Raw genomic sequence first — 26,993 nt, 5'->3', positions numbered from 1 at the left:
AACGCCCGGTCACATTCCGAACCCGGAAGCTAAGGCTGACAGCGCCGATGGTACTGCGAGGGGGACCTCGTGGGAGAGTAGGACACCGCCGAACAACCTTTATTGAAAGGGGTTGTTCAGATGAAGCTGACCAAGATGGTCGCCTCGTCTGAACAGCCCCTTTTTCATTTTGTAGACTGAGAAGCACAGTCTCGTAGAGATAACAATCACACAGGGAGAATCACATGAACGACCGACAGGACCGACCCGAGGAATCCGGGCGTCCGCGCCGTTCAAGTGGTGACCGTCCCCGGAGCTCAGGCTACGATCGAGATCGCACACCGCGCGATGATCGCGGAGGCCGTGACGACCGACGCTCCTCCTACGGTGGGCGCGATGATCGCCGCTCGTACGGCGGCGACCGTGACGGTCGTGGCGACCGTGCACCGTACCGTGGTGAGCGCGAAGGCGGCCAACGTGGTGACCGTGCCCCGTACCGCGGTGATCGTGACGATCGCGGACAGCGCGGTGATCGGCCTGCGTACCGAGGAGACCGCGAGGGGGGCGAGCGTCGCCAGTTCCGTAGCGATCGCGACGATCGCGGCCAGCAGCGTGGCGACCGTGCTCCCTACCGTGGCGACCGTGACGGCGGCCAGCGCGGGGACCGTGCCCCGTACCGCGGTGATCGTGACGATCGCGGACAGCGCGGCGACCGGCCCGCGTACCGAGGAGACAGGGAAGGTGGCGATCGCCGCCAGTTCCGTGGCGATCGCGACGATCGCGGCCAGCAGCGTGGTGACCGTGCTCCCTACCGTGGCGACCGCGACGGCGGCCAGCGCGGGGACCGTGCTCCCTACCGCGGTGACCGTGACGATCGTGCCCAGCGAGGGGAGCGCCCCGCGTACCGTGGCGACCGTGACGGTGGCGAGCGTCGCCAGTTCCGCGGTGATCGTGACGGTGGCCAGCGCGGTGACCGTCCCTCATACCGAGGTGATCGCGACGATCGTGGTCAGCGTGACGGTGGTCAGCGTGGCGACCGTCCCGCGTACCGCGGTGATCGCCCGGCGTACCGTGGTGACCGCGACGATCGTGCTCAGCGTGGGGACCGTGCTCCGTACCGCGGTGATCGCGACGACCGTGGCCAGCGTGGGGATCGCCCCGCGTACCGTGGCGACCGTGACGGTGGCGAGCGTCGCCAGTTCCGGGGCGATCGTGATGATCGCGGCCAGCAGCGCGGAGATCGCGCTCCGTACCGCGGTGACCGCGATGGCGCCCCCCGTGGCGATCGTCCCGTGTACCGCGGGGATCGCGATGATCGCGGGCAGCGGGGCGATCGGCCTGCCTTCCGCGGTGGCCGCGACGATCGGCGCGAGAGCGATTCGAGGGGGCGCGGCGGAACACGCGGTGGCGGCCGCAGCGACCGTGGCGGCCAGGACCGCGAGTTTACCGAGGAGGAGCGGCTCCAGCATTCGCTTCGTCCGGTGCGCAGCGAGCACGACGACCCGATCATTGCAGACCACATTCGGGTCAACGACTTGCACCCGTCTGCCCGTAACGAGCTGAAGACCCTGCAGCCTGAGGTGCAGGAGCGCGTCGCACTACACCTTGCGATGGCTGCGGAGTTGATTGAAGACGATCCTGAGCTTGCTCACCAGCATGCGATCTCTGCGAGCAGGCGTGCAGGGCGCATTCCTGTCACCCGTGAGACCCTGGCGATGACTGCCTACCGAACCGGTGACTTCGCGCTCGCGATCCGTGAACTTCGCACGTTCCGCCGTCTGAGCGGCCGTGACACTCACCTCGCGATCATGGTTGACTCTGAGCGCGGCCTGGGCCGCCCAGAGAAGGCGATTGAGACGGGGCTTGAAGTTGACCCTTCTACCCTTGATACGGCTGATCGTGTTCACCTTGCTATCGCGATGTCTGGTGCTCGTCTCGACCTTGGTCAGACGCAGCAGGCGCTGTTTGAACTCGAAATTCCTGAGCTTGATCCGAAGAAGGGCTTCTCCTGGAGCCCAGAGCTGTTCGGCGCGTACGCGACGGTCCTTGAGGATCTCGGTCGTGTCGACGAGGCAAAGACATGGTTCGCTTACGCGGATCGGGCAGAGGCCGCGCTCGAGGAGCACTTCGGCGGAATGGACGAGATCGAGGTGCTCGAGATCACCGAGTACGAAGACCTCTATCACGACGAAGCTCGCGAGGATGCTGATGACGAAGGTCGTGAGCACGCAGGTGCGGACGGCGTTGAGGCGGCAGCGGTCTCCAGTGACCTCCCGGGCGTCGAGGGCTCAGAAGACTCCGGGGAGTCAGCGGATGCGGCAGATTCAGACGACTCAGAGGAGTCAGACGCCGAGTCGGACGAGTATCTTGACGCGTTCGTAGAGGCAGAGGCAGAGGCAGAAGCAGTGGCAGAGGCCGCTGAGGCGGAGACCGAGGAGCTCGCCGCTGCAACTGAGCGGGACGAAAAGGAGTAACACGATGGCCCTGTTCGGTAGGCGTGAGAGGTTTGATGCTGCACCCGTGGAAGGCCGGGAGGTGTTGCTCACCGACCTCGATGGAGTTATCTATCGTGGGCACGGAGCAGTCGCCGGTGCCGTGGAAGCGCTGAACCTCGCTGCCGAGCAGGCCCGCGTGGGGTACGTTACGAACAATGCTGCGCGCACCGATGCGGCCGTCGCGGCGCACCTTACCGAGCTCGGGCTGCGCGCTACCGCCGCCGATGTGATTACCTCGCCCCAGGCGGCAGTTGCGCTGCTGCGCGAGGTCGTCCCTGCGGGGTCTCGGGTGCTTGTTGTTGGGGGCGAGGGGCTGACCCACGAGCTCGAGAAAGCAGGCTTTCAGTGGACCCGCAGCGCTGACGACAATCCCGTCGCAGTAGTGCAGGGGTTCGCGAAAGACGTCGGGTGGGAACAGCTTGCCGAGGCCGCGTACGCGCTGCAGGAAGAGCCCGGGCGCGAGCCGTTGCCGTGGATCGCGACGAACACTGACTGGACGATTCCCCGCTCGCGCGGCATCGCGCCGGGAAATGGGACGCTCGTGTCTGCGGTGCACACCGCCGTTCAGCGGCTCCCAGATTTCGCGGGCAAGCCTGAGACTCCGATCTATGAGGCGGCGTTTGAGCGGTTCGGCTCGCGCAACGCCCTGATGCTCGGCGACCGCCTCGACACGGATATCAAGGGTGCTGTTGCGGCGGGCATTCCATCGCTGTTCGTGCTCACTGGCGTCGACAGGCCGAAGCAGCTCATCGCCGCGTCTGCGGATATGCGGCCTGACTACATCGTCGCCTCGCTCGACGAACTGCACAAGCCATACATGCGTGCTGAGACGCTGAAAGATGGCACCGTGCGGGTGGGGTCTGCGAAGGTTCGTATGGACGGCCACATCGTGAAGGTGCTTGCAGAGGGCGACTCGCCGATGGAGTTGCTGCGCGCCGGCTGCGGCGCGATCTGGGCCTCGGGCCTCGCGATCTACGGGCTCAAGGTGCCCGAGATTCTTGTGGAGGATCACTGGCGTTAACCTCAGGGGCCACAGACGTCGCTCAGCTACCATGGAGGTGCAGAACGATGATCGGGAGGTTGAGGCCATGCGCCACGTAGCATCTACACTCACAATCGCAGGCGCGTTGGGGGCGGTGCTGCTGTTCTCAGGCTGCGCGCCCACGGTCACGGCGATCCCGCCAGAGACCTCAGAGGCCCCGTCTCCGGCTACCCCCGAGGCTACGCCGGATGCGGGGACGCAGGACCCGTCAGTTGGTGCGACGCCGTTTGATGCCGACCTCACGAAGACCAAGTTCGCCACGAGCTGGCGGGATGCGCTCGCCACCGGCGCCACAGCGTTCGACGGGGAGCCGGTATCGGTGTCGTTCGAATGGAACCGCACTGTCTGGGCGTACACTGTCAAACTGCTTTCGGCCGATGAGGTCTACCTCGCCGCGGTGAACGCTGACACCGGCGAGATCATCGGTGAGTGGACGAAGCCGCGAGGCGGTGGTGGCCGCGCCGGGACGCCAACTGGCGTGTTCCCTGCTGACGGCGTCATCGAGCCGTCAGCTGCGATTGCAGCGGCGCTCACCGCCGCGCAGGGAACGTTCGAGGAGTGGGAGCTCGAGCAAGACAATGGCGTGCTCGCATACGAGGTGCAGATCGATCAGGGGAACGACGACGTCGATGTCAGGATCGATGCGCGCTCTGGCACAGTCCTGGAGATCGACAACTAGCTCGGCTCTCTCGTCGAGGTGTGGCTGTCTCCGCTACGCCCCGAGTACCAGCGTTGAGTAGAGCAGCCAGAGATTGAGTGCGACGATCGCGAGGACGACTGCGAGCGAAACGTAGCGAAGCGCTGCGCCGTTCGTGAACTCGCCCATGAGTTCGCGCTTGCCTGTGAACGCGATAAGTGGGACGAGCGCGAAGGGGATACCGAACGAGAGCACGACCTGGCTCACGACGAGCGCCCACGTCGGATCGATGCCGAACCCAAGCAATATGAGGGCGGGCATGATCGTCACGATCCTGCGCGCGATTAGCGGCACGCGTACGTGCAGCAATCCGGCCATGATCTCGGAGCCGGCGTAGGCGCCAACTGACGTGGATGCGAGGCCAGACACGAGCAGGCCGATGGCGAAGAGGAGCCCAACGGCTGGCCCGACGTGCTCGGTGATCGCGGCTGCCGCGCCCTCAATAGTGTCGGTCCCATCAATACCCGGTAGCGACGCCGCCGCGAGCAGGAGCATCGCGATATTCACGCCGCCGGCGACGACAAGCGCGAGCACGACGTCGAGCTTGGTTGCGCGCAGGAGCCGCTTGATGCGCGTGGCGCGACCCTCCGCGTGGCCCTCGGGAGTGTGGCCGTGTCTGTCACGCGCGAGCGACGAGTGCAGATAGATCGCGTGCGGCATGACAGTCGCGCCGAGCATGCTCGCCGCGAGCAGCACCGACTGCGTGTCAACGAACCGAGGAACGAGGCCCGCGAACATTGCGCCGATGTCGAGCTGGCTGACGAACAGCCCGCCGACGAACCCAACAGTAATGATGAACAGCATCGCCATGATGACGACCTCGAAGCGCCGCTGATGTCGTCCCTGGAGGAGCAGGATGAGCAGCGAGACGATCCCGACGATGACGCCGCCGGCAACGAGCGGAACGCCAAACAGGATGTAGAGGGCGATGGCTCCGCCAATGACCTCTGCGAGATCGGTCGCCGCCGCCACGAGCTCGGCTTGAGCCCAGTACAGCCTGCGTCCAGCTGGGCGAAGGCGCTCCCCGAGCAGCTGGGGCAGGCTCTTGCCGGTGACGAGACCAAGCTTTGCAGAGAGGTACTGGACGATGACAGCCATGACGTTTGCCGCGACAAGTACCCAGAGCAGCGAGTACCCGTACCGTGCGCCAGCCGACAGGTTCGCGGCGACGTTGCCTGGATCGACGTACGCGATCGCCGCCACGAACGCAGGACCCAGGAGGCCAAACAGCCGCCGTTCAGGGCGTCGGTTCGAAGTCGAGGGCAGCATGCCCCCATCGTAGTACGCCTAGTCGGAACCTCAAGTTCGAGGCATCGAACTTCGACTTTCCGGCGGCGCGACAGAGGGGGCGGATAGGCTTGACGCATGCAGCACGACGCACAGGACGAACTCTCTGGGGCAGTTCCGCCCTCGAGCGAGTCGACCGCGGCTGGCGCCGAGAGCGACGGCCTCCTCGGCCGCATCGAGATCATCGAGTCCCAGCCGCTCGATAAGCGCGCGCAGGGGTTCGAACAGCTCCACGATGAACTACTCGCCGAACTGCAGCGCAGCGACAATGAAGGGGCCTGATCCGGTGGCAGCGCAAAGCCGGTGGGACGGCCCACTCGAACGCGTTGATCGCGCCGTCGTCGAGCTCGGCCTCGTCCGCTCGCGCAGTAGGGCTGCAGAGCTGATTGGCGCGGGCGGAATCGCGATCGACGGTGTCCCAGCGGCAAAGCCAGGGGCGCGCGTGCGCGCGGGGTCTCTCGTGTCTGTGCTCGGCGACGACAACTACGTGAGTCGAGGCGCCCACAAGCTTGTGGCAGCGCTCGACGAGTTCGCGATCGACCCCGCGGGCAAGCTCGCGCTCGATCTCGGAGCGTCGACAGGTGGGTTCACCCAGGTGCTGCTCGAACGCGGTGCGCGGGAGGTGCTCGCAATCGACGTCGGCCACGACCAGTTGGCGCCGGAGCTCCGTGCCGACCCGCGCGTTCGCGTCGTTGAGGGCTGCAACGCGCGTGAACTTGATGCCGCGCTGCTCGCTGACTTGACCGGCGTTGCCGAACGGCCGAGCCTTGTTGTCGCAGACCTCTCGTTCATTTCGCTCACCCTGATCCTGCCCGCGATCACGCGTTGCACCGATGCGGGGGCGGAGCTCGCGCTGCTCATTAAGCCCCAATTCGAGGTGGGCCGCGTGCGAGATGGCATCGTGACCGACCCCGCGCTGTGGCGAGAAGCGATCGTGAAGGTCATCGCCTCGGCAGGGGAGAACTCACTCGGTGTCCGGGGACTCGCAGCCTCCCCGATCGCTGGCGGGGAGGGAAATCGCGAGTTCCTCGTGCATCTCGTGCGCGGCGAACCCGCCGATCCGGGAGAATGGAGTTCGCGCATCGATGAGGTGTGCGGGCCCGTGGACGCGCGTGACGAGGGGAGCGGAGAGTGACAGTTTCAACGCAGGACCGGTGCATGCTCATCGTCTCGCACACCTACCGGACTGAGGCGATCGAGGCGACCGCAGCGGTCGTCGAAGCGCTCATCGGCGCGGGTGTCGTGCCGGTTCTTGGCGCGGCCGATCGCGACGAGTTCGCGCCGCACATGGACGTCACCCGAACGGCGGTGCTCGATGACGAGGTGCCGCTCAGCCAGCTCGAGGCGGCGTTCGTGCTTGGCGGCGACGGCACGATCCTGCGCGCGGCAGAAATGCTCCACGGCTCTGCCTGCCCGATCGTCGGCGTGAACCTCGGCCACGTCGGCTTCCTCGCCGAGATGGAGAGCTTTGACCTCGGCTTCACTGTCGAGCAAGTACTCGCCGGCAACTACACGGTTGACGAGCGCCTCACCCTCGACGTCCGCGCCGAGCTGAATGGCGAGGTGCTTGCTGAGACCTGGGCGCTGAACGAGGCGACGGTCGAGAAGCGCAGGCGCATGCTTGAAGTGTCGGTTGGCATCGACGATCACCCAGTCTCGGTGTTCGCGTGCGACGGCGTCGTGCTCGCGACTCCGACTGGCTCCACTGCCTACGCGTTTTCGGCGGGCGGCCCGATCGTGTGGCCCTCGGTGCAGGCGTTGCTGATGGTGCCGATCGCGGCCCATGCGCTCTTCAACAGGCCGCTCGTCGCCGGCCCAGACTCCGAACTCACCGTGCGGATTCTGCCGCAGAATGTCGGACCTGGCGTGATGTGGTGCGACGGCCGCCGACGCACAGAGCTTCCAGCCGGGTCGGTCGTGACTGTCCGCCGGTCACCGGAGACAGTGCGCATTGCTCGCCTGAACGAGGCCCCCTTCTCTGAACGCCTGGTGCGCAAGTTCGACCTCCCGGTTAGCGGGTGGCGGGGCGACCGGAACGGGAACGGGCGCCGTGTCGGAGGCGGCGCGGACCCACAGGCCACGGTTGCTGGCCCCAATGGAGGTGGTGAGGCATGATCGAAGAACTCCGCATCAAAGACCTCGGGGTGATCGCCGACGCGACGCTCCCGCTCGGGCCAGGGTTCACCGCGATCACCGGCGAGACCGGCGCGGGCAAGACGATGGTTGTGAGCGCGCTTGGCCTGTTGATGGGTGAGCGTTCTGACGCTGGCGCGGTGCGCATCGGCGCGACTCAGGCGCGGGTCAGCGGCATCGTCCACACCTCCGACGCCGCTGTCGCAGACATTGTCGACGAGATCGGCGGCGAGGTCGAAGACAGCGAGCTCGTGATGAGCCGCACCGTGTCAGCCGAAGGCAGAAGCCGCGCGGCGGTCGGCGGTGCGAGTGCCCCTGTCGGGGCCCTCGGCAGGCTCGCCGACAGGCTGTTCGCCGTGCATGGTCAGTCCGAGCAACTGCGGTTGAAGTCGCAGTCCGCACAGCGCAACACCCTCGACAGGTTCGGTGGCTCGAAGATCGCAGACGCGGTGCGCGCATATCGCGATGTGCACGCCGAACGTGTCGCCGCAGAGGATCGGTTGCAGACCCTCACCGAGACGCAGGAGTCTCGGGCAGCCGAAGTCGCAAAGCTTCGCGCCGAGCTCGCGGAGATCACCGCCGTCGAGCCCGTCGCAGGCGAAGAGTCAGAGCTTGCCAAGCGCATCGAGCTGCTCGGCAACGTCGAGGGCCTGCGCGCGGCCGCTGTCGGTGCCGGCGAGGCCCTCGCGAGCGAGTCAGACGACCCCATGCAGCGAGACGCCGGTGGGCTCGTTGATCTCGCGGTGCAGGATCTCGAGCGAGTCGCGGACCTTGATCCGCGCATCGCCTCGGTCGCAGAGCAGTTGCGTTCGGTGAGCTTCCAGATCGCCGACGCCGCGAAGGAGCTCGCCGCCTACGCGAGCGACCTCGACGAGGAGGGCCCGGGGGAGCTAGCCCGCGCGAACGACCGCCTGGCACAGCTCACCGCCCTCTTTCGCTACTACGGCGCGACGAGTGAGGAAGTGCTCGCGCACGCGGATGCGACGTCGCGCGCCCTCCTCGAACTCGATAACGACGACGAGGCCCTCGGAGGCCTCGCCGATACGGTCGCAACGCTCACAGCCGAAGAGCGGGCGCTCGCCGAGCAGCTCACGCAGCTGCGCACGAGCGCGGCGGATCAGCTCGGTTCAGCAGTTTCGAAAGAGCTCCGCGCGCTCGCGCTCCCCGATGCCCAGTTCGTGGTGTCTGTCACACCCCTTGACGCGCTCAGCTCGTCGGGGGCCGACGAGGTCCAGTTTCTGCTCGCGCCCCATCCGGGATCGACGCCCCGGCCCATCGCGAAAAGCGCCTCTGGCGGCGAGCTGTCACGGGTGATGCTCGCCCTCGAGGTCGTACTCGCCGGCGCCGACCCAGTGCCCACATTCGTGTTCGACGAGGTCGACGCTGGCGTCGGTGGCGCAGCGGCAATCGAGATCGGGCGGCGATTGAAGCAGCTGTCGCAGACCTCCCAGGTCATCGTTGTCACGCACCTCGCGCAGGTCGCGGCGTTTGCGACCAACCATCTTCGTGTCGTGAAAGACTCGAGCGGCGGATTCACGCAGTCGAGCTGTCAGCGCCTCGAGGGTGACGCGCGGCTTGCTGAGATGGCACGACTGCTCTCGGGCCTCGACACCTCTGAGAGCGCCCTTGACCACGCAGCGGAACTGCTGCAGCTCGGAGCGTAGCGCGCGAGGCGATGCCTCGCTGTGAGCGGCTCTCCTCCGCGGTTCCCGCGTCGGCCGGGCCCGGGGGCGTGCCCGGCGGCGTCGCCGCGCAAGGCGATGCCTCGCTCTGAGCGGCTTGCCGCTGCTACGCTCACTGCATGGGGATATTCAAGTCCATAGGCTTTGGCAAGAAATCCAAGGCTCCGGCGGTCACTGTCGAACCAGCCTCCGAGCCGGCGGAGCCCAAGCTCGTGCTGCACGCAGACACCACGCAGATGGACTCAGAGGTTCGCGAGATGTACCGCGACGCGCGTGACGCAGCCCAAGACGCCGAAGACGAGGCTCGGACAAGCCCCAAGCGTGAGTTCTTCGTCGGGAGGCCGTTCGCGCTTGGCTTCACAGTCACGCTCGGTGTGCTCGTCGCGATCGTCGTCGGCGACATGATCGGTCAGCTCTCGACGATTCTCATGTACGTCGTCGCGGCGCTGTTTATTGCGCTCGGCCTCGATCCAGTGGTGCGCTGGCTCGAACGTCACGGCGTGAGGCGGCCTCTTGGCATTGGGATCGTGTTTGTCGGCTTCATTCTCATCATCGGCGGGATCCTCGCTGTCGTCATTCCGATGATCGGAAACCAGGTCGCGCAGCTCGTGCAGAGCGCACCGGAGATCGTGCGCAATCTCACGAGCGAGCAGTGGTACAAGGACGTGAACGACAGGTTCGGGGAGTTCATCGATTTCAACTCCATCTTGAAGATGGGGCAGGACTTCATCGGCAAGCCCTCGAACTGGGCGTCGGTTGCTGGCGGCGTCTGGCAAGCGGGAATCGGGATCGCGAACGGGCTCACCGCGGGCCTCATCGTGCTCATCCTGTCGTTGTACTTCCTGTCGTCGCTGCGCACGATCAAGCGCGGCTTCTACTCGATCGTGCCGCGTTCGGGCCGCGCGAAGGTCATCGACATCACCGAGCAGGTCACGAAGTCGGTCGGCGGCTACGTGAACGGCATGGTTGTGCTCGCGCTCGTGAACGCGACGCTCGGCTTCATCATGATGACGATCGTTGGGGTCCCGTTCGCTGGCCTTGTCGCGGTCGGCGTCTTCCTGCTCGCGCTCATCCCGCTCATCGGATCGGTGCTCGCGACCGTGCTCGTGACGGCGATCGCGCTGTTCAACTCCCCGATCACCGCGCTCGTTGCGGCAATCTACTACCTCATCTACATGCAGCTTGAGTCTTACCTGCTCACGCCGCGCATCATGAACCGAGTGGTCTCGGTGCCAGGCTCGCTCGTTGTGATCGGTGCGCTCGCGGGCGGTACGTTGCTCGGTCTGCTCGGCGCGCTGATCGCGATCCCCGTCACTGCGGCGGTGCTGATGATCATCAAGCAGGTGTGGGTGCCGCGCCAGAACTCCCGCTAGTCGACAGCTGTTCACAAGACCGAAGAAGTGATAGGATTGAAGCCCGTGGGCACAAACGCGGAACAGAGCAAAACAACCAAGCACATCTTCGTGACCGGTGGGGTTGTTTCCTCACTCGGCAAGGGCCTGACAGCCGCGAGTCTCGGTAATCTTCTTACCGCACGCGGCCTGCATGTTGTCATGCAGAAGCTGGATCCCTACCTGAACGTCGACCCGGGAACGATGAACCCGTTCGAGCACGGCGAGGTCTTCGTGACCGACGACGGCGCTGAGACCGACCTCGACATTGGGCACTACGAGCGTTTCCTCGGCATCAACCTGTCGCAGGCCGCGAACGTGACGACCGGGCAGATCTACTCGGAGGTCATCCAGAAGGAGCGCCGCGGCGACTACCTCGGCGCGACCGTCCAGGTGATCCCGCACATCACGAACGAGATCAAGCGCCGCATGCGCCTGCAGGCTGAGCAGGATCCGCAGCCAGACGTCATCATCACCGAGATCGGTGGCACCGTCGGCGACATCGAGTCGCAGCCGTTCCTCGAGTCGGCGCGCCAGGTACGCCACGAGCTCGGCCGCAAGAACGTTATCTTCGTGCACGTATCGCTCGTCCCGTTCATGGGCGCATCTGGCGAGCAGAAGACCAAGCCGACCCAGCACTCGGTCGCGCAGCTGCGGTCGATCGGCATTCAGCCCGACGCGCTCGTGCTGCGCTCGGACCGCCCGGTGACGGGCGACAACCTTCGCAAGATCGCGCTGATGTGCGACGTCGAAGAGGGCGCGGTCGTGAACGCGATCGACGTGAAGAGCATCTACGACCTGCCGCAGCTCTTGAACACCCAGGGACTCGACCAGACAATCGTCGACCACCTGCAGCTTGCAGACCGCGTCACTGACGTCGACTGGACCGGCTGGCGTCCCGTGCTCGACGCGGTGCACAACCCGAAGGGTGAGGTCACGATCGGCCTGGTCGGCAAGTACATCGACCTCCCCGACGCGTACCTCTCGGTCACCGAGGCGCTCCGAGCCGGCGGCTTCGCGCACTCGACGAAGGTGAACATCGAGTGGATCCCCTCGGATTCGTGCGAGACCCCTGAGGGAGCACGCGAGAAGCTGTCGCACCTGCACGCGATCTGCGTGCCTGGCGGCTTCGGCATTCGCGGCATTGAGGGCAAGCTTGGCGCGCTCCGTTTCGCCCGCGAGAACGGCATCCCGACGCTCGGTATTTGCCTCGGTCTGCAGTGCATGGTCATCGAGTACGCGCGCAACGTCGCTGGGCTCGAGGGTGCGTCGTCGACCGAGTTTGACCCCGAGACCCCGGTCCCTGTCATCGCGACGATGGCCGAGCAGGTTGAGATCATTGACGGTGGCGACCTTGGCGGCACCATGCGCCTCGGGCTGTACGAGGCGAAGCTCGCTGAGGGCTCACTCGCCGCGGAGGTCTACGGGTCTGACACCGCGAGCGAGCGGCACCGCCACCGCTACGAGGTGAACAACGAGTACCGTGACGAGATCGCTGCTGCTGGCCTCTCGTTCTCGGGCCTCAGCCCTGACGGCGGCCTCGTCGAGTACGTTGAGCTGCCCCGCACCGTGCACCCGTACTACATCGCCACTCAGGCGCACCCCGAGCTGCGTTCGCGCCCAGGCGCACCGCATCCGCTGTTCGCGGGCCTCGCGGGTGCCGCGATCGAGCGCCGTGAGGCGGCGAGCCTGTTCGAGGTCGACGAGACCTCGGCGGAGTAACCCAACGTGCCACACGCGGCCGGCCACGAGCATCTGATCGCCGACGAGCCCGCACTCGATGTGCGCGTGCTCGAGAGCACTGAGCTCGTGGCCGGCCACGTGTGGGACATCAGGCGTGACCGCCTCGAGTTCGCTGGCACCGTGCTTGAGCGCGACTACATGGACCATCCCGGTGCAGTCGCCGTGCTCGCGCTCGACGAAGACGATCGCGCGCTCATGTTCAGGCAGTACCGCCACCCGATCGCGCACCGCGACTGGGAGATCCCTGCGGGCCTCATGGACGTCGCGGGTGAGAGCGGCCTCGCCGGCGCGAAGCGCGAGCTCGCCGAAGAAGCCGACCTGCAGGCGACAGATTGGTCGCTGCTGCTCGAGATGTTTCTCAGCCCCGGGGGCTCCAGCGAGGTGATTCGCGTCTTTCTTGCCCGCGGCCTGAGCGAGGCGGTGCACGAGTTCGTTCGCGAGGGCGAGGAAGCCGAGCTCGAGCCCGTGTGGATCCCGCTCGAAGACGCCGTCGCCGCGGCGCTCGACGGCCGCATCGGAAACGCGCTCACTGTCGGAGCCGTGCTCGCCGCGGCCGCATCGAAGGCTGCGGGGTGGTCGACCCTCCGCGATCCTGATCTGCCGTGGACCGCGCGCGATCTCGTGCGCGGCGAACGATCGAGGTAGGCGCATGGAGCCGGGGCAAGCGATCGCGAAGTACCTCAGGCACCTGAGCATCGAGCGCGGGCTGAGCGACAACAGCATGGCCGCGTACCGGCGCGACTTCACGAAGTACGCCGACTGGCTTGGCGAGCGCGGTATCGACGATCTCGCGGGCGTCACCCCTGACACGATCTCTGCCTACGTCGCCGCGCTCGCCGAGGAGCAGCGCGCCCCGCGGGCCGCGGAGCCGGGCGCCGAGGCGGGCGATCAGGATCCGGTACCCGCGTATTCAGCCGCCTCGATCACGCGGATGGTGTCGACGGTGCGCGGGCTTCACAGGTTCCTGTACGACGAGGGCGCGCTCGCCGAGAATGCTGGCCGCGGCGTACGCACCCCGAAGAAGGGCAAACGGCTCCCGAAGGCGCTCGCAATCGAAGATGTCGAGGCACTCCTCGGGGCGGTGAGCGGAGACGACCCGGTCTCGCTTCGAGACCGGGCGCTCCTCGAACTGCTCTACGCGACGGGCGCCCGAGTGAGCGAGATCGCCACGATCGACCTCGACGACCTCTACGCGGGAACCGGCCGCGAGGGCGCAGACGTCTGGGGCGACCCCGAGGGCACGCTCAGCGAGGGCGGCCTGCTGCGCGTCACGGGCAAGGGATCGAAGACAAGGATCGTGCCCTACGGCAGCTACGCCGGCCGCGCGCTCGCCGCCTACCTCGTGCGCGCAAGGCCGCAGTTCGCCGCTCGCGGTACCGGGACTCCAGCGCTGTTTCTCGGCCCGCGCGGCGCGCGACTCTCCCGCCAGAGCGCATGGCTCGTCATCCGGGCCGCCGCAGAGGCGGCGGAGCTCACCCAGGAGGTGTCGCCGCACACGCTCAGGCACTCATTCGCGACCCACCTGCTCGCCGGAGGCGCCGACGTGCGCGCGGTGCAGGAACTCCTCGGCCATTCGTCAGTAACGACGACGCAGATCTACACTCAGGTGACCGCGGACACGCTGCGCGAGCACTACGTGAACGCGCACCCGCGGGCGAAGTAGGGCGGCGCCCGCATTGCTGGTCGAACACTGCCTGGGAGCTTCACGCAGACGGGAACCGAGCTTGAGCACCCCGGGAGCAGCCCCAGGCCCGATAGGATAGGGCGTTAGCGACGGAAGGGAACTGGAGTGGCGAAAAAGCAGGTTGAGCTGGGACCGACGGGACGCCCGGAGCGCGTCATCCCCGCGCCCAAATCGCTCGATCGGCACGGGCCCGCGCGCATCATTGCGATGTGCAACCAGAAGGGCGGCGTCGGGAAGACGACGTCGACAATTAACCTCGCTGCTGCGCTCGCGCGCTACGGCCGCCGGGTGCTCGCCGTTGACTTCGATCCGCAGGGCGCGCTCTCTGCAGGTCTTGGCGTTCCCGCGCACGACGTTCCCACGATTTACGACCTCATGCTCGGCAAGCTCAAGGATCCGCGTGAGGCGATCCAGCACACGAGCACCGAGGGCCTCGACGTCATCCCCGCGAACATCGACCTCTCGGCTGCAGAAGTGCACCTCGTGAGCGAGGTTGCGCGCGAGCAGATCCTCGGCGGAGTGCTGCGCCGCATCACGGACGACTACGACGTGATCCTTATCGACTGCCAGCCCTCGCTTGGGCTGCTGACTGTGAACGCGCTCACCGCGAGCCACGGGGTGCTGATCCCGCTCGCGTGCGAGTACTTCGCGCTTCGCGGCGTCGCCCTGCTTGTCGAGACGATCGACAAGGTGCGCGACAGGCTGAACCCGTCGCTCGAGCTCGACGGCATCCTCGCGACGATGTACGACCCGCGCACCCTGCACGCCCGCGAGGTGCTCGAGCGCGTCGTCGACACGTTTGGTGACTCGGTGTTCGACACCGTCATCGGCCGCACCGTGAAACTGCCAGACGCGCAGATCGCCGCGCAGTCGGTGCTCGAGTACGCGCCGTCAAACCCCGCCTCCGAGGCATACCTGAAGCTCGCTCGCGAGCTCGTGCAGCGCGGCGTGGTTGCCTAACCGAGATGCCATGACAGCGCTCGAGACCGGGGCGGAGCCTGAGTCGCAAGAGCCCGGGTTTCGGGTCTCGCTCGACGGCTTTGACGGGCCGTTCGACCTGTTGCTCACCCTGATCGGTAAGCACGAGCTCGACATCACCGAGGTCTCACTGTCGCTCGTGACCGACGAGTTCATCGCCTACCTCGCGACGCTCGAGGGGGAGGGGCTCACGGCCCTCGACCAGGCCTCAGAGTTTCTCGTCGTCGCCGCGACGCTCCTCGACATGAAGATCGCGAGTCTACTGCCGCAGGGCGAGACCGTTGACCCCGAAGATATCGCCCTGCTTGAAGCCCGCGACCTGCTGTTCGCGCGGCTCCTGCAGTACCGCGCGTTCAAGCAGGCGAGCCAATGGTTTCGCGAGAGGCTCGCTGCCGAAGAGCGGCGTCACCCGCGCCAGGTGCCACTCGAACCGAAGTATCGAGAGCGCGGCCCCGAACTCGTGTGGACGCTGTCACTCGACGACTTCGCGGCTATCGCGCTGCTCGCATTCACCCCGCGCGAACTACCGACGGTCGGACTTGACCATTTGCACGCCCCGCTTGTGTCTATTCGCGAGCAGGCGGCGATCATCGTCTCGATGCTGCGTGGTGGCCCGGCGCGGAGCTTTCGCGAACTCATCGTCGGGGTCACCGAGAAGGGCGTCATCGTTGCGCGCTTTCTTGCGATCCTCGAACTGTACCGGCGCGACGCGGTGCTCTTCGATCAGGCCGAGCCGCTTGGCGAGCTCAGCGTCAAATGGTCTGGCGAGCACTGGAACGATGAAGAACTCTCGACGCTAGGAAATGACTATGACTGACGAGACGCTCGATCCTGAACGGGAGACGCCGCTCAGCGCGGCCCGCGCCGCGCACACCCTGCAGCAGCAGCTCGAAGCGCTGCTCATCGTCGCCGACGAGCCGCTCTCGGCCGTGACCCTCGCGACTGCCTGCGACGCCCCCGTGCGCGAGGTACGCAAGGCGCTGAACGCGCTCATCGCCGACTACGAAGGAACCGCCGCGAGCACCGCGGCCGACGCCCCTGTGCCGCGCGGCTTCGAACTGCGGGAAGTCGCCGGTGGCTACCGGTTCTACGTGCGCGAGAGCCTCGACCCCGTCGTCGAAGACTTCGTGCAGCAGCAGACACCAGCGAAGCTCTCGCAGGCTGCGCTCGAGACGCTCGCTGTTATCGCGTACCGCCAACCAGTCTCGCGCGGCGCGATCGCCTCGATCCGCGCGGTGAACGTCGACTCGGTCGTGCGCACCTTGCTCGCCCGCGGTCTCGTCGAAGAGGTCGCACACGACGCAGAGACAGGCGCGATCCTGTACGGCACGAGCGACCAGCTGCTCGGCCACCTGGGCATCGGCGACATCAGTGAACTTCCGTCGGTAGCGCCGCTACTCGACGATGGATCGGAAGGATTTGACAATGAATCGCTCTAGCAGCGAAGACCGCGGCGGCATGCGCGGCGAAGGCGACGAGGGCGGGGACCTCGGCGGACAGTTCATCGTCGACGGCAAAGCCGTGGAGATCGACATGGCCGAGTGGGGTTGGGACCGGCCGGTCACCCCATCCGCCAACGAAGTCGACCGCAGTGGCGAAGAGGGCACGGTGCGCCTGCAGAAGGCGCTCGCGAACGCAGGCGTCGCCTCCCGCCGTGCATGCGAGACGCTCATCACGAGTGGCCGCGTCACGGTGAACGGTGAGGAACAGCGCGAGCTCGGCTCCCGCGTGCACCCCGAGACCGACGAGGTGCGCGTCGACGGCGTCGTCGTGCAGCTCGACTCGTCGAAGCGGTACTTCGTGCTCAACAAGCCCGTCGGGGTCGTCTCGACAATGAGCGACGAACAGGGGCGCCCCGACCTGAGCGAGTTCGCGAACCAGGTCGAAGACAGGCTCTACAACGTCGGGCGGCTCGACACCGACACGAGCGGCCTGCTCATCCTGACAAACGACGGCGAACTCGCACACAAGCTCGCACACCCCAGCTTCGGGGTCGAAAAGACATACATCGCGAAGGTGCGCGGCAGGGTCACCGCCGCAGTTATCCAGCAGATGCTTGACGGCGTTGAGCTGAAAGACGGGCCGATGCGCGCCGACCGGGCGAAGCTCCTGCCAAACGGCTCAACGAAGACGCACTCGCTCGTTGAACTCACCATCCACTCGGGCAAGAACCGCATCGTGCGACGCTTCCTCGCCGAGCTTGGCCATCCTGTCGAAGAGCTCGTACGGCGCCAGTTCGGCCCGCTGAACCTTGGCACCCTCCGGGCCGGCGAACTGCGCGAGCTGTCTGCGGCTGAGCGCGGTGCACTGCTATCAGCAGGCGAAGGAGGCGACACCCGCGCAGACTCGACGGGTGCCCGCGGCTCGAGCCGCGGCGGTGGCCGCGGTGCCGATGGCAAGCATAAGAACGCGAGCGCGCGGGGCAAGGATCGCCCGATCACGGGCGGGCGGCCCGGCGACGGCAAGGGCGCAAAGGGCATGCGCGGCATCGCGGCGCGAGGCAACCCGAACGCGGGCCGCGGACATGCCGGTGAGGATCGCGCGGGCGCACCCCGCGGCGGCGGCGCTGGCAGCGGTGAGAGGCGTGGCGGTGGCTTGCGCGGTGAAGGTTCCCACGGCGGTGGCGCTTCCAGCCAGGGCGCCTCGTACGGTGGCAGCGACAGGCGCGGCGGTGGTCCACGCGATGCAGGTCGTGCGGGTAGGCGCGGACAGTCGGGCGACGGCTTCGGCAGGTCTGAAGCTGGTCGTGGCCGCTCTGGCGAGAGCCGCGGGTTGGCCAGCGACGGCCGGGGCAGGACTGGTGACCGTCGCGGCCGGAGCGCTGGAAGTGGCGGTCGATCCGGTTCTGGCGGTGGTCGTCCCTTCGAGCGCGGTTGGGTAGACAACCCCTGGGAGGATTCGCGCGGCGATTCTCGTGGTGGCTCGCGCGGCGACTCGCGTGGCGGTTCACGTGGAGGGTCCCGCGGTGACTCCGGCGAGTCTCGAGGTGGCTCTGGTGGTCACTCCGGCGGCCACCCGGGCGGACGCTCCGGTGGTGCTCGCGGCGGTCGCGGGCGCGCCGGGCGCTGACGCCGGGATGGGCGGCTGCCAGCCGGGTCCTTATCCGACGAGCAGCACGCCCACGTAGGCGATCGCAGCGACAAGCGCAGTTGCGAGCGCGGCCAGCACGAAGGGCCTGAACCCGACCTTCAGGAGGCTCTTCACCTTCACGCCGCATCCAAGGCCGAACATCGCGGCCGAGAGCAGCACGGTCTGCAGGAGCTGACCCGTGGCGAGTACCCCGTCTGGGAGCGGCGCGAACGAGCGCAGCAGCACCATCGCAAGGAACCCGATGATGAACGGCGGCACGATGGGTGGCAGCTTGGGCTGGCTGCCTGAGTGAGCCTCGGCCGATGTGGTTGCGGTGTCGGTGTTAGTGCCGACGCCTGTACCGCTGCCAGCGCCCGTGCCTACGCCATTCAGGGCGCGAGCCCGTGTGGCGCCCGCGCTTGCCGCACGCCTGATGCGCAGGCTCAACACTGCCATGATCGGCGCGAGCAGCAGCACGCGGGCAAGCTTTACGACAACCGCGAGGGTGAGCGCGGTCCCGCCGAGGATGCCTCCCACCGCGACGACCTGCGCGATCTCGTGGATCGAGGCGCCAGCCCACATGCCTGTCTGATCGTTCGTGAGCCCGATGAGTGGGCCGAGGAACGGTACAAGCGGAATCATGATCGTCCCGAAGATCACGACAAGCGCGACCGCCGTAACTGTGGCCTGCTCGTTCTCGTCGTCAGGGTCTGTGACTCCGGCCGCGCCGGCGACAGCCGCCGCACCACAGATCGAGAACCCGCACGCGATGAGGAGCGTCAGCTGGGTGGGGACCTTCAGGAGCTTCCCGAGCGCGACGGTGCCGAACAGGCCGCCTGCGACGACGCAGACGATGACGACGAGCATCGGCGCGCCGAGTGCGACGATGTCGCCGAGCACGAGTTGCAGACCGAGAAACACGATGCCAGCGCGGAGCAGCTTCTTCGCAGAAAAGTCGATCCCTGGGGCTGCGACTCCCGGCAAGATCCCGGTGTTCGCGGCGACGATGCCGAGCGCGATCGCGATGATCATCGGGCTCACCCCGGGTAGCGCGGCGCCGACTGCGTAGGACGCGCCGGCGGCGGCGAGGCAGATGAGCAGGCCGGGAGCGATCCTTCGCGTCCATGTCGCGAGCCGCGGGCCGCGGTGTGCGCCTGGCGCGTCTGCCGGGGAGCGGCGGGCTGGCATGTGTGCAGCCGCGTGGGTGGCTGGGGCTACCGATGATTCAGCGGGGACTGTTTGGTCGTTCACGCTCCTCATGTTCCTCCTCAGCACATCGGTGCGGTAGAAGCACTATCCGCGCGGCCTACAAGTTATCCTTGTGACTAAGAGGAGGCCGCATGGATCGCGAACCAGACACAGCCGCGCTGCGTGCGCTTGCGCTCATCGCCGAGCGCGGCAGCATCTCGGCGGCGAGCTCCGAGCTTCGGCTGAGCCAGCAGGCAGTCTCATTGCGGGTGCGCTCGCTCGAACACGAGATCGGTGTGCCGCTGCTTGTGCGGTCTGCGCGGGGGTCGCAGCTGACCGCTGCCGGCGAACTCGTGATCGGGTGGGCCCGCCCGCTGCTCGACGCGGCCACCGAGTTCGGTGCCGCGGTCCAAGATCTCCGGGCCGGACGGGAGGGCAGCCTGCGGATCGCGGCGAGCCTCACGATTGCCGAACACCTCCTGCCCGGCTGGATAGCGCGCTGGCGCGGGCTACAAGGACCGAGTGGTGCGACCGCAACCCTCACCGCGGCCAACAGTTCAGCCGTGATCGCTGCGCTTCGCTCCGGCGAGATCGACCTTGGGTTCGTCGAAACTCCCGAGCTTCCGTCAGGCCTCACCGCGGCGACCGTCGGCCGCGACCGCATCGAGGTCGTCGTCGCCGCAAGCCATCCGTGGGCGGGTCGCACGGTGAGCCCGGCCGAGCTCGCCGCGACCCCGATGGTGCACCGCGAGCGGGGCAGCGGCACCCGACTGGCGTTCGAACAGGCGCTCGCCGCAGCCGGCCACCCACTTGAAGTAGAGCCCGCCGCGGTGCACGACACCACGCTTGGGGCGCGCAGCGCCGTGATGGCAGGCGTGGCTCCTGGCGCGCTCAGCGTGCTCGCCGTGCGGGATGACGTTCGGGGCGGACGTCTGGCGCGCGTTGCAGTGTCTGGGCTCGAAATTACCCGGCCGCTCACGGCGCTGTGGCGTGGCTCTGACCCGACGGCTGCGGCGCAGGCTCTCCTCGACGAAGCCCTGCGGCCTGTGGAGCCAACAGCCTGAGGGATAGCCCGCCGCGGGGTCGTGCGGGCAGCCCTGGTGGCCGGGATGCCCGTGATGGCCGGGATGTGCCTGGCCGCCGGAGAGACTCTTCCCCGCAAGAATGGCAGCTTCCAACGGTCGGAATGGGGGTGACCTGCAGGGAAGGGGCGCTCTCGCGAGGCTGGCTGGGCGGAGAAGCTAGGCGGAGAAGCTGGGCGGAGGGGCTGGGCGGAGCGGCAGCGGCGCCAAGCCAAGCCCCGCCAAGCACCGGCCCGGCCAAGCACCGCCCGGCCAGTTCCTCTAGCGGCTCGCGGGGAGTGTTGCGAGGGTGGCGAGAAGCGAGCCAGGGACGAGGTCGGTGTTCGCGCGGCCATCGCGGACGATGTCGGCGATGCGTGTGCCGAGCTCTGCGGTCGTGGCTCCCATCTCTGCGCCTGCAAGCGCTGGGAGCGTGCCGAGGACCTCGACGGTTGCGGCCTCAACAGCCTGTGCGGCGTCGCCCTCGCCGAGGTGGCCGAGCATGAGGGCGAGGGAGAGGACCGCGCCAGACGGGTTCGCCCAGCCCTTGCCAGCAATGTCGGGGGCGGAGCCGTGGATCGCCTCGAACATGCTCGGTGCGCTGCCGTCGAGGTTGAGGTTCGCGCTCGTTGCGACGCCGAGGCCGCCCTGGATGACTGCGCCGAGGTCGGTGATGATGTCTCCGAAGAGGTTGTCGGTGACTACGACGTCGAAGCGTTCCGGGGTGAGCGGCAGGTGGAAGCACATCGCGTCGACGTGCACGTAGTCGGTCTCGACCTCGGGGTAACGCGCGGCGACGGTGTCGAATACCTCTTTCCAGAGTTGTCCGGCTGCGACGAGGATGTTCGTTTTGTGGCAGAGCGTGACCTTTTTGCGTCGTCCGAGTGCGAGGCGGAAGGAGAAGTCGACGACGCGTTCGATGCCGGCGTAGGTGTTCAGGGATTCCTGCATTGCGACGGCGTTGGTGGTGCCTGCGTGGACGGTTGATCCGCCGCCGACGTATGCGCCCTCGGTGTTTTCGCGGACGATGACCATGTCGCAGCGCTCGGGGGTGAGGCCTGTGATGGGGGTGGGGACGCCCGGGTAGAGGCGGACTGGGCGGACGTTTGCTGCCTGCTGGAAGCGTTGGCGCATTTCGAGGATGAAGCCGCGTTCGAGGATGCCGGGGGTGACGCGTGGGTCGCCCATTGAGCCGAAGAGGATCGCGTCAGCGCTGCGCAGCTCGTCTGTGATCTCGGCGAAGAGTTCGCCCGTTTCGAGGTAGTGGTTGGCTCCTGCGGCGTATTCGGAGCGGTCGGTCGTGAAACCGAAGCGTGCCTCGGCGGCGTCGAGGACTTCGAGTGCGCATGAGATGACTTCGGGGCCGATGCCGTCGCCGGGGAGTACAGCGATGGTGTGGGAGCGCGTCATTGGGATCCTTTCGGGGCCGAAGGGCGCGCGGCGTTGTCGCGGGCCAACTGTTCAACTATATTAACTGGTAAGACCACTCGTTTGAAGGCCCGCCGCCGCGCCCAGGTTGCCGCGGTGCGGCCAGCGGACGACCCTCACCACAGTTCAGCACGACAGTTCCGCACCGACAGCAAGGATCCAGCAATGACCGCCACATCCGCCGCATCGACTGCCCCCGAGCTCCGCGCCCCCGCGGGCTCGCTGCCCATTGGCACGGGCTGGCGCGAGCTCGCCGCGACGTCTGACATCGTTTTCCCGTTCGACGGCTCAGCCTTTGCGCAGGCTCCGGTGAGCTCGGCAGCCGACTCACGCGATGCGCTCGACGCAGCCGAGGCCGCTCGCCCCGAGGTCGCAGCGCTCACGACCGCCGAGCGCAAGGCGATCCTGCAGGGCATCCACGACCGCCTGCGGGCCGACGCGCAGCGCTTCGAGGACCTGCTCGTGCTCGAGACCGGCAAGCCCCGAGCCGACTGCCGGGTCGAGGTGAACCGCACGATTGTGACGCTGCAGGCAACGATCGAGGAGGTCTCGCACGTGACCGGCGAGACCGTGCCGCTCGACGTACAGGAGCTCGGCCGCGGCATGATCGGCTACTACACCCGCAAGCCCGCGGGCGTGATTGTCGCGATTGCGGGCTTCAACTACCCGCTGCTGCTCGCGACCCACAAGCTCGCGCCCGCGATCGCCGCGGGCTGCCCGGTCATCGTGAAGCCCGCGCCGAACACCCCGCTCGCAACGCTCGAGCTGCTCGCCATCACGCGCGATGTGCTCGCCGAGCACGGGGTGACCGGTGCTGCCGTCCAGCTCGTGAACGGCGGCCCGGAGGTCGGCGAGACGCTCGTGCAGGATCCGCGCGCGGCCGTCGTCTCCTTCACCGGATCGGCGAAGATCGGGCACCTCATCGCGAAGCAGGCGGCCCCGCGCAAGGCACTGCTCGAACTCGGCTCGAACACGGGCTTCATTGTCGCTGCCGACGCCGATATCGAGGCCGCGGTCGACGCGGTGTTCCGCGGCGGGTTCTACGCGAACGGCCAGGCGTGCATCTCGGTGCAGCGGGTCGTGCTTGAGCGCCCGATCGCCGAACGATTCACCGCCCGCCTGATCGAACGCATGGGCGAGATTGTTGTCGGGGACCCCCGCGAGATCGAGACGAACGTCGCGCCGGTGATCAACGAGGCGTCGGGGGAGCGGATCCGAGCAATGGTGGATCGCGCCCTCGCCGCTGGCGCCACGCTCCTCACCCCGGCGGAGCTGCCTGACGGGCCTGCCGCAGGCGCGTCCGTGCCGCCGATCGTGCTCGGCGACGTTCCCCGCGAGGTCGACGCCTGGTGCGAGGAGATCTTCGGCCCGGTCGTCTGCCTCACTACTGTCGACTCTGTCGACGCGGCGATCGACCTCGTGAACGACTCGCGCTACGGGCTGCAGGCAGCGGTCTACACTGCCTCGCTTGAATCGGCATTCGCGGCGATCGAGCGGCTCGAGGTCGGTGGTGTCGTCGTGAACGAGATCCCGGGCTTCCGCTCCGACATCATGCCCTACGGTGGCGTGAAGGACTCGGGCATCGGACGCGAGGGCCCGCGCTACGCGATCGAGGAGTACACGGTCACACGCATGGCGATGATTCGCCCGAGGGCACGCTCCTAGCTGGCGGCCTCCACACACCACGCTCTCCCACAACCAAAGGACTCACACATGACCGCCGTTGACTACTCCAAGCTGTTCCGCCTCGATGCGCGCACCGTCGTCGTGATCGGCGGCGGCAGCGGCATCGGCCGCGAGTCTGCTCAGGCGCTCGCCGCGCACGGCGCTCACGTCGTCGTAGCCGACCTCAAACTTGAGGGCGCCGACGAGACTGTGCAGCTCATCGCCGACGCGGGCGGATCCGCCGAGTCGTTCCAGCTCAACGTGCTCGACGACGCGGAGGTCGAGGCAGCGGCTGAGCGCTTCGGCACCGCTCACGCCCTCGTGTTCACTGCGGCGACGAACGTGCGCAAGCGCATGGAGGACTACTCGCTCGACGAGTTTGACCGCGTCGTGAACCTGAACATGCGCTCGTCGTTCCAGCTGATTCGTCACTTCGGCAAGCGCTTCGCGGCGAATGGTGGCGGGTCGATCATCGGCTTCGCCTCGATCCGCGCGCAGGTCGTCGAGTCCGGGCAGGGCGTGTACGCCGCGACGAAGGCGGGCCTCGTGCAGCTCGCGAAGACCGCCGCGGCCGAGTTCGGCCCGCAGGGCGTGCGCGTGAACGTTGTCGCCCCTGGCGTCGTCGAGACCCCGCTCACGGCGCAGATCAAGGCGAACCCCGAGTGGTACGACGCCTACGCGAAGAAGAGCGCGTTCGGCCGCTGGTCGCGCCCCGAGGAGCTCGCGGGCGCCGTCGTGTACCTCGCCAGCGATGCCTCGTCGTTCGTGACTGGCTCGACGCTCATGGTCGACGGCGGCTGGACCGCGATTGACGGCCGCTTCACCCCGCCGGCGTCCTAGCTGATCGGCGGGCCCGCCGTCGCGAAGCGAGGGGCTCGCAGACAGAATCAGCCTGCGCCACAGATTCCGGCGGCCATCCCCAACTTTCCCCAAGTTCGGCCCCGGTTCCCCCGGGAGATGCCGATGAGGCCTCCCAGCACTGCGCCCCCTCCTGGTACAGGGAGGGGGCGCAGCCTTTGGGCGATCGCGGCCTACTTCGCCGATTCGGGCAGGCCGACGAGCTTGTCGAACGCCCACGAGTAGACGTAGGTGAAGACAAGGAAGAACACGAGCAGGCTCGCTTCAATCATGAACGCCTCGATGAGGCTGACCTGCAGCATGAACGCGACGAGCGGGATCGTGAAGACGAGCACGCCGCCCTCGTACCCGAAGGCGTGGCCGAGGCGCACGAGCACGCCGCGGCCGGTCCAGCCGAAGCGCCGCTCAGCGCGCTCGAAGAGCGTGTTCCACACGTAGTTCCAGATGGTCGCCGTCGTCGACAGCAGGATCGCGGTGAGCGTCGCCTGCCCGCCTGAGTGGCCGAGCATGCCGCCGAGCACGAACACTGTGAAGACGACGCTGAGGATCTCGTAGCCGCCGACGTAGATCACGCGGCGCAGGATCGGGTGCATCGCCGCTCGCGGCGCCACGTCAGGCGATGCGGTGGCTGGGAGGTTTGGCGCACCGGCGACCTGAACGGTGCCGGTGGAAGGGATGGACAGGGTAGCGGTAGCTGGCGCTATCGACAGATCGTGGTGGCCTGGGCCGGTCACGGGTATCACTCCAGAAGCGAAAGGTTCGTTGCAGAGGGGTCTTGGCGTGACCGCACCTCTGAATTGCGGATTGCAACGTGGTTCGAGTGTATCTCAACGAATTCCGTCGCGCAAACGCGCAAATGCTATCGAAAGCGGAGGTGTTACCCCGACCGGGCGTAGTCTCCCTCTCCACGACATCTTGGAGCGTCTGCCCGGCACACCCCCGGAGTTGGCAGTTGTTGTCGCTTCAGGGTGCGCGAAACGACAACAACTGCCAACTCTCGGGTGCGGCTGGGCGCGACGGGGCTGGGAGGGCCGGGCCGGGAGAACCGGGGCCGGAAGGGCCGGGAGGGCTGGGCCGGGAGAACCGGGGCCGGAAGGGCCGGGGCCGGAAGGGCCGGGGCCGGAAGGGCCGGGGCCGGGAGGGCAGGCGCAGAGTGAAGAGACGGCGATAATGGAGAGAACAGCCCTCCCTACGGGATCGCGTTCCAGTCGACCTCGGCATCGGCGCCGCGCACAGTCTCGAACCAGTGGGCGACGCGCATGAGGCGGTCGTCGGAGCCGATGGGGCCCGCGATCTGCAGGCCGACCGTGCGGCCGTCGGCCTGGATTCCCGCGCCGATCGACACTGCTGGCTGGCCAGACATGTTGTACGGCACCGTGAACGAGATGTGGCCCATTGTCGCGAGCGGGTCGGTGATCGGCATCGGATCCTCGGCGGCAAACGCTGCGACAGGCGTCACCGGCGAGAGGACGAGGTCGTAGGGCGCTGTCGCGAGGCGCGTGAGTCGCGCCATCTCGTCGGAGCAGTTGCGGTTACGGACAGTCTCGGCCGCGGTGAAACCCTCGCCGGCTGAGCACCAGTCGACGATGAACGGCAGCACGAGCTCACGCTCAGCGGGCGAGAGCAGCTCGAGGTCTGCGTACGAGCGCGAACGCCAGAAGTTCACGAGCCCGTCGAGCACCTCGGCACCGACGAACGGGTCGAGCGGCTCGACGGTCGCGCCAGCGTCGGCGAACAGCGCAGCCGCGCGCTCGATGATTTCAAGAGTCTCGGGTTCGACGTCGAGGCCGGAGCCAGCGTCGAGCTGCACCGCGACCCGGAGGCCTGCGGGGGAGAGCGGCTCGAGCGACCAGTCCATCTCGCGGTACTCGCGCGTGAGATAGTCGCGCGCGTCGGGCTTCGCGATGATCGACATGAGTCTGATCGAGTCAGCGGCGGTGCGCGTGAGCGGGCCAGCGGCGCGGCCGGTGTAGGGAACGTCGAGCGGGATCAGGCCCTCGCTCGGCTTCAACGCCGTGAGCCCCTGCCAGGTGCCAGGCAGCCGGATCGAGCCGCCAATGTCGGTGCCGACGTGCAGCGGGCCGTAGCCCGCCGCGGCCGCGGCCCCGGCGCCGGCGCTGGAGCCGCCCGAGGTGTGGGCGGGGTTGAGCCCGCCGCGCGTGATGCCGTGCAGCGAGGAGACACCGGAGGACAGCATGCCCCAGTCGGGCATGGTCGTTGACCCGACGATGACAACGCCTGCCTCAAGCAACCTGTCGGTCGTCGGCGCGTTCGCTGCGGCGATCGGCGGGTTCGGGAGCGCGGTCCCAGACGGCTTTGGGCGGCCGGCGCGCGCGATGTTCTCCTTCACCGTGCCTGGCACACCGTCGAAGGCGCTGAGCTGCTCACCCGCGGCCCAGCGGGCGGTCGACGCGGCCGCGTCTGCGCGCACCTCGTCTGGCTCGTGCAGGTAGAGCGCGTTCAGTTCGGGTTCACGCTCGGCGACGCGGGCGAGCACATGCTCCGCGACCTCCGAGGGGGTCAGCGATCCCGCGGCGTAGCGCTCGGCGAGCGTCCCTGCGTCGAGGAAGGCGTATTCGGTTGTGGGGTGAGACATCGGTGCCTTTCGCGCGG

At 67.4% G+C, this 26,993-nt stretch carries 23 protein-coding genes, 1 rRNA gene and 1 pseudogene; 20 read left to right on the top strand and 5 right to left on the bottom strand.

The annotated features are described in order from the left end of the window. The 5 genes from rrf to ACF07D_RS03690 form a co-directional block, all read left to right on the top strand. A 5S ribosomal RNA gene (rrf, locus tag ACF07D_RS03710) occupies positions 1-94 on the top strand; the annotation flags it as partial. 281 nt (positions 95-375) lie between these two features. Next, positions 376-1,542: a hypothetical protein gene (locus tag ACF07D_RS03705; RefSeq protein ID WP_391503934.1), complete on the top strand. Its 1,167-nt coding sequence runs from the start codon at positions 376-378 to the stop codon at positions 1,540-1,542. Beyond that, the gene (locus ACF07D_RS03700; RefSeq protein WP_391503933.1) at positions 1,461-2,453 is read left to right on the top strand and encodes a hypothetical protein; all 993 of its coding nucleotides are present in this window, start codon (positions 1,461-1,463) and stop codon (positions 2,451-2,453) included. The genes ACF07D_RS03705 and ACF07D_RS03700 overlap by 82 nt, the downstream gene beginning before the upstream one ends. 4 nt (positions 2,454-2,457) lie before the next feature. After that, positions 2,458-3,495: an HAD-IIA family hydrolase gene (locus ACF07D_RS03695; protein ID WP_391503932.1), complete on the top strand. Its 1,038-nt coding sequence runs from the start codon at positions 2,458-2,460 to the stop codon at positions 3,493-3,495. A 67-nt stretch (positions 3,496-3,562) separates the two neighbouring features. Then, positions 3,563-4,195 carry a PepSY domain-containing protein gene (locus tag ACF07D_RS03690; protein WP_391503931.1) on the top strand — a complete coding sequence of 211 codons (633 nt, stop codon included), beginning with the start codon at positions 3,563-3,565 and terminating at the stop codon, positions 4,193-4,195. A 33-nt stretch (positions 4,196-4,228) separates the two neighbouring features. On the opposite strand, the gene ACF07D_RS03685 is transcribed toward ACF07D_RS03690, so the two are convergent. Beyond that, positions 4,229-5,482, bottom strand: a complete 1,254-nt coding sequence (locus tag ACF07D_RS03685) for an Nramp family divalent metal transporter (protein WP_391503930.1) — start codon at positions 5,480-5,482, stop codon at positions 4,229-4,231. Between the two features lie 96 nt (positions 5,483-5,578). Here ACF07D_RS03685 and ACF07D_RS03680 point away from each other — a divergent pair, with 96 nt between their 5' ends. The 12 genes and pseudogenes from ACF07D_RS03680 to ACF07D_RS03625 all read left to right on the top strand — a co-directional run. Next, positions 5,579-5,782, top strand: a complete 204-nt coding sequence (locus ACF07D_RS03680) for a hypothetical protein (protein ID WP_119282092.1) — start codon at positions 5,579-5,581, stop codon at positions 5,780-5,782. Next, a complete protein-coding gene (locus ACF07D_RS03675) occupies positions 5,769-6,635 on the top strand; it encodes a TlyA family RNA methyltransferase (RefSeq protein ID WP_255809723.1) in 867 nt (288 codons plus the stop codon). The genes ACF07D_RS03680 and ACF07D_RS03675 overlap by 14 nt, the downstream gene beginning before the upstream one ends. After that, complete coding sequence (locus ACF07D_RS03670) at positions 6,632-7,615, top strand: NAD kinase (RefSeq protein ID WP_391503929.1); 984 nt, start codon at positions 6,632-6,634, stop codon at positions 7,613-7,615. Before ACF07D_RS03675 ends, ACF07D_RS03670 begins: the two co-directional genes overlap by 4 nt. Continuing rightward, positions 7,612-9,297 carry a DNA repair protein RecN gene (gene recN, locus ACF07D_RS03665; RefSeq protein WP_391503928.1) on the top strand — a complete coding sequence of 562 codons (1,686 nt, stop codon included), beginning with the start codon at positions 7,612-7,614 and terminating at the stop codon, positions 9,295-9,297. The genes ACF07D_RS03670 and recN overlap by 4 nt, the downstream gene beginning before the upstream one ends. Before the next feature lie 137 nt (positions 9,298-9,434). Then, the gene (locus ACF07D_RS03660; protein ID WP_119278722.1) at positions 9,435-10,688 is read left to right on the top strand and encodes an AI-2E family transporter; all 1,254 of its coding nucleotides are present in this window, start codon (positions 9,435-9,437) and stop codon (positions 10,686-10,688) included. A gap of 45 nt (positions 10,689-10,733) precedes the next feature. Beyond that, on the top strand, positions 10,734-12,428 hold the full coding sequence (locus ACF07D_RS03655; protein WP_391503927.1) for a CTP synthase: 1,695 nt from the start codon (positions 10,734-10,736) through the stop codon (positions 12,426-12,428). A 6-nt stretch (positions 12,429-12,434) separates the two neighbouring features. After that, on the top strand, positions 12,435-13,094 hold the full coding sequence (locus ACF07D_RS03650) for an NUDIX hydrolase (RefSeq protein WP_255809071.1): 660 nt from the start codon (positions 12,435-12,437) through the stop codon (positions 13,092-13,094). Between the two features lie 4 nt (positions 13,095-13,098). Next, entirely contained in the window at positions 13,099-14,112 is a 1,014-nt protein-coding gene (locus ACF07D_RS03645; RefSeq protein WP_391503926.1) for a site-specific tyrosine recombinase XerD, read from the top strand. 126 nt (positions 14,113-14,238) lie between these two features. After that, on the top strand, positions 14,239-15,093 hold the full coding sequence (locus ACF07D_RS03640) for a ParA family protein (protein ID WP_119278714.1): 855 nt from the start codon (positions 14,239-14,241) through the stop codon (positions 15,091-15,093). A 10-nt stretch (positions 15,094-15,103) separates the two neighbouring features. Continuing rightward, positions 15,104-15,928, top strand: coding sequence for a segregation and condensation protein A (locus tag ACF07D_RS03635; RefSeq protein ID WP_391503925.1), 825 nt, complete (start codon positions 15,104-15,106; stop codon positions 15,926-15,928). Next, a complete protein-coding gene (locus ACF07D_RS03630) occupies positions 15,921-16,550 on the top strand; it encodes an SMC-Scp complex subunit ScpB (protein ID WP_391503924.1) in 630 nt (209 codons plus the stop codon). Before ACF07D_RS03635 ends, ACF07D_RS03630 begins: the two co-directional genes overlap by 8 nt. A gap of 169 nt (positions 16,551-16,719) precedes the next feature. Beyond that, positions 16,720-17,448 (top strand): annotated as a pseudogene (locus ACF07D_RS03625) (pseudouridine synthase); the annotation flags it as partial. A 762-nt stretch (positions 17,449-18,210) separates the two neighbouring features. On the opposite strand, the gene ACF07D_RS03620 reads toward ACF07D_RS03625, so the two are convergent. Continuing rightward, positions 18,211-19,440, bottom strand: coding sequence for a YeiH family protein (locus tag ACF07D_RS03620; RefSeq protein ID WP_391503923.1), 1,230 nt, complete (start codon positions 19,438-19,440; stop codon positions 18,211-18,213). Between the two features lie 80 nt (positions 19,441-19,520). Here ACF07D_RS03620 and ACF07D_RS03615 point away from each other — a divergent pair, with 80 nt between their 5' ends. Beyond that, positions 19,521-20,432 (top strand): LysR family transcriptional regulator, encoded by a 912-nt coding sequence (locus tag ACF07D_RS03615; RefSeq protein WP_391503922.1) that lies wholly within the window; start codon positions 19,521-19,523, stop codon positions 20,430-20,432. 279 nt (positions 20,433-20,711) lie between these two features. Here the strand turns inward: ACF07D_RS03615 and ACF07D_RS03610 are convergent, their stop codons facing one another. Continuing rightward, entirely contained in the window at positions 20,712-21,839 is a 1,128-nt protein-coding gene (locus ACF07D_RS03610) for a 3-isopropylmalate dehydrogenase (protein WP_391503921.1), read from the bottom strand. Positions 21,840-22,022: 183 nt separating this feature from the next. On the opposite strand from ACF07D_RS03610, the gene ACF07D_RS03605 reads away from it, so the two are divergent. Further along, complete coding sequence (locus ACF07D_RS03605) at positions 22,023-23,522, top strand: aldehyde dehydrogenase family protein (RefSeq protein WP_391503920.1); 1,500 nt, start codon at positions 22,023-22,025, stop codon at positions 23,520-23,522. Positions 23,523-23,570: 48 nt separating this feature from the next. Further along, positions 23,571-24,362: an SDR family NAD(P)-dependent oxidoreductase gene (locus ACF07D_RS03600; protein ID WP_391503919.1), complete on the top strand. Its 792-nt coding sequence runs from the start codon at positions 23,571-23,573 to the stop codon at positions 24,360-24,362. Between the two features lie 191 nt (positions 24,363-24,553). Here the strand turns inward: ACF07D_RS03600 and ACF07D_RS03595 are convergent, their stop codons facing one another. Both ACF07D_RS03595 and ACF07D_RS03590 read right to left on the bottom strand, forming a co-directional pair. Then, complete coding sequence (locus tag ACF07D_RS03595) at positions 24,554-25,114, bottom strand: PACE efflux transporter (protein ID WP_255809075.1); 561 nt, start codon at positions 25,112-25,114, stop codon at positions 24,554-24,556. 455 nt (positions 25,115-25,569) lie between these two features. Beyond that, positions 25,570-26,976 (bottom strand): amidase, encoded by a 1,407-nt coding sequence (locus ACF07D_RS03590; protein WP_391503918.1) that lies wholly within the window; start codon positions 26,974-26,976, stop codon positions 25,570-25,572. Positions 26,977-26,993 lie beyond the last annotated feature (17 nt).

The organism is Leucobacter sp. NPDC015123 (genome assembly GCF_043080205.1).
GTDB classification, from domain to species: domain Bacteria; phylum Actinomycetota; class Actinomycetes; order Actinomycetales; family Microbacteriaceae; genus Leucobacter; species Leucobacter aridicollis_A.
This window is presented reverse-complemented; position numbering and strand designations above follow the sequence as displayed.

Coding starts and splice junctions, on each gene's coding strand:
- ACF07D_RS03705 (WP_391503934.1), top strand. CDS start 376: ATGATCGCCGCTCGTACGGCGGCGACCGTGACGGTCGTGGCGACCGTG.
- ACF07D_RS03695 (WP_391503932.1), top strand. CDS start 2,458: ATGGCCCTGTTCGGTAGGCGTGAGAGGTTTGATGCTGCACCCGTGGAA.
- ACF07D_RS03690 (WP_391503931.1), top strand. CDS start 3,563: ATGCGCCACGTAGCATCTACACTCACAATCGCAGGCGCGTTGGGGGCG.
- ACF07D_RS03685 (WP_391503930.1), bottom strand. CDS start 5,482: ATGCTGCCCTCGACTTCGAACCGACGCCCTGAACGGCGGCTGTTTGGC.
- ACF07D_RS03680 (WP_119282092.1), top strand. CDS start 5,579: ATGCAGCACGACGCACAGGACGAACTCTCTGGGGCAGTTCCGCCCTCG.
- ACF07D_RS03675 (WP_255809723.1), top strand. CDS start 5,769: ATGAAGGGGCCTGATCCGGTGGCAGCGCAAAGCCGGTGGGACGGCCCA.
- recN (WP_391503928.1), top strand. CDS start 7,612: ATGATCGAAGAACTCCGCATCAAAGACCTCGGGGTGATCGCCGACGCG.
- ACF07D_RS03660 (WP_119278722.1), top strand. CDS start 9,435: ATGGGGATATTCAAGTCCATAGGCTTTGGCAAGAAATCCAAGGCTCCG.
- ACF07D_RS03645 (WP_391503926.1), top strand. CDS start 13,099: ATGGAGCCGGGGCAAGCGATCGCGAAGTACCTCAGGCACCTGAGCATC.
- ACF07D_RS03635 (WP_391503925.1), top strand. CDS start 15,104: ATGACAGCGCTCGAGACCGGGGCGGAGCCTGAGTCGCAAGAGCCCGGG.
- ACF07D_RS03630 (WP_391503924.1), top strand. CDS start 15,921: ATGACTGACGAGACGCTCGATCCTGAACGGGAGACGCCGCTCAGCGCG.
- ACF07D_RS03620 (WP_391503923.1), bottom strand. CDS start 19,440: ATGAGGAGCGTGAACGACCAAACAGTCCCCGCTGAATCATCGGTAGCC.
- ACF07D_RS03615 (WP_391503922.1), top strand. CDS start 19,521: ATGGATCGCGAACCAGACACAGCCGCGCTGCGTGCGCTTGCGCTCATC.
- ACF07D_RS03610 (WP_391503921.1), bottom strand. CDS start 21,839: ATGACGCGCTCCCACACCATCGCTGTACTCCCCGGCGACGGCATCGGC.
- ACF07D_RS03605 (WP_391503920.1), top strand. CDS start 22,023: ATGACCGCCACATCCGCCGCATCGACTGCCCCCGAGCTCCGCGCCCCC.
- ACF07D_RS03600 (WP_391503919.1), top strand. CDS start 23,571: ATGACCGCCGTTGACTACTCCAAGCTGTTCCGCCTCGATGCGCGCACC.
- ACF07D_RS03590 (WP_391503918.1), bottom strand. CDS start 26,976: ATGTCTCACCCCACAACCGAATACGCCTTCCTCGACGCAGGGACGCTC.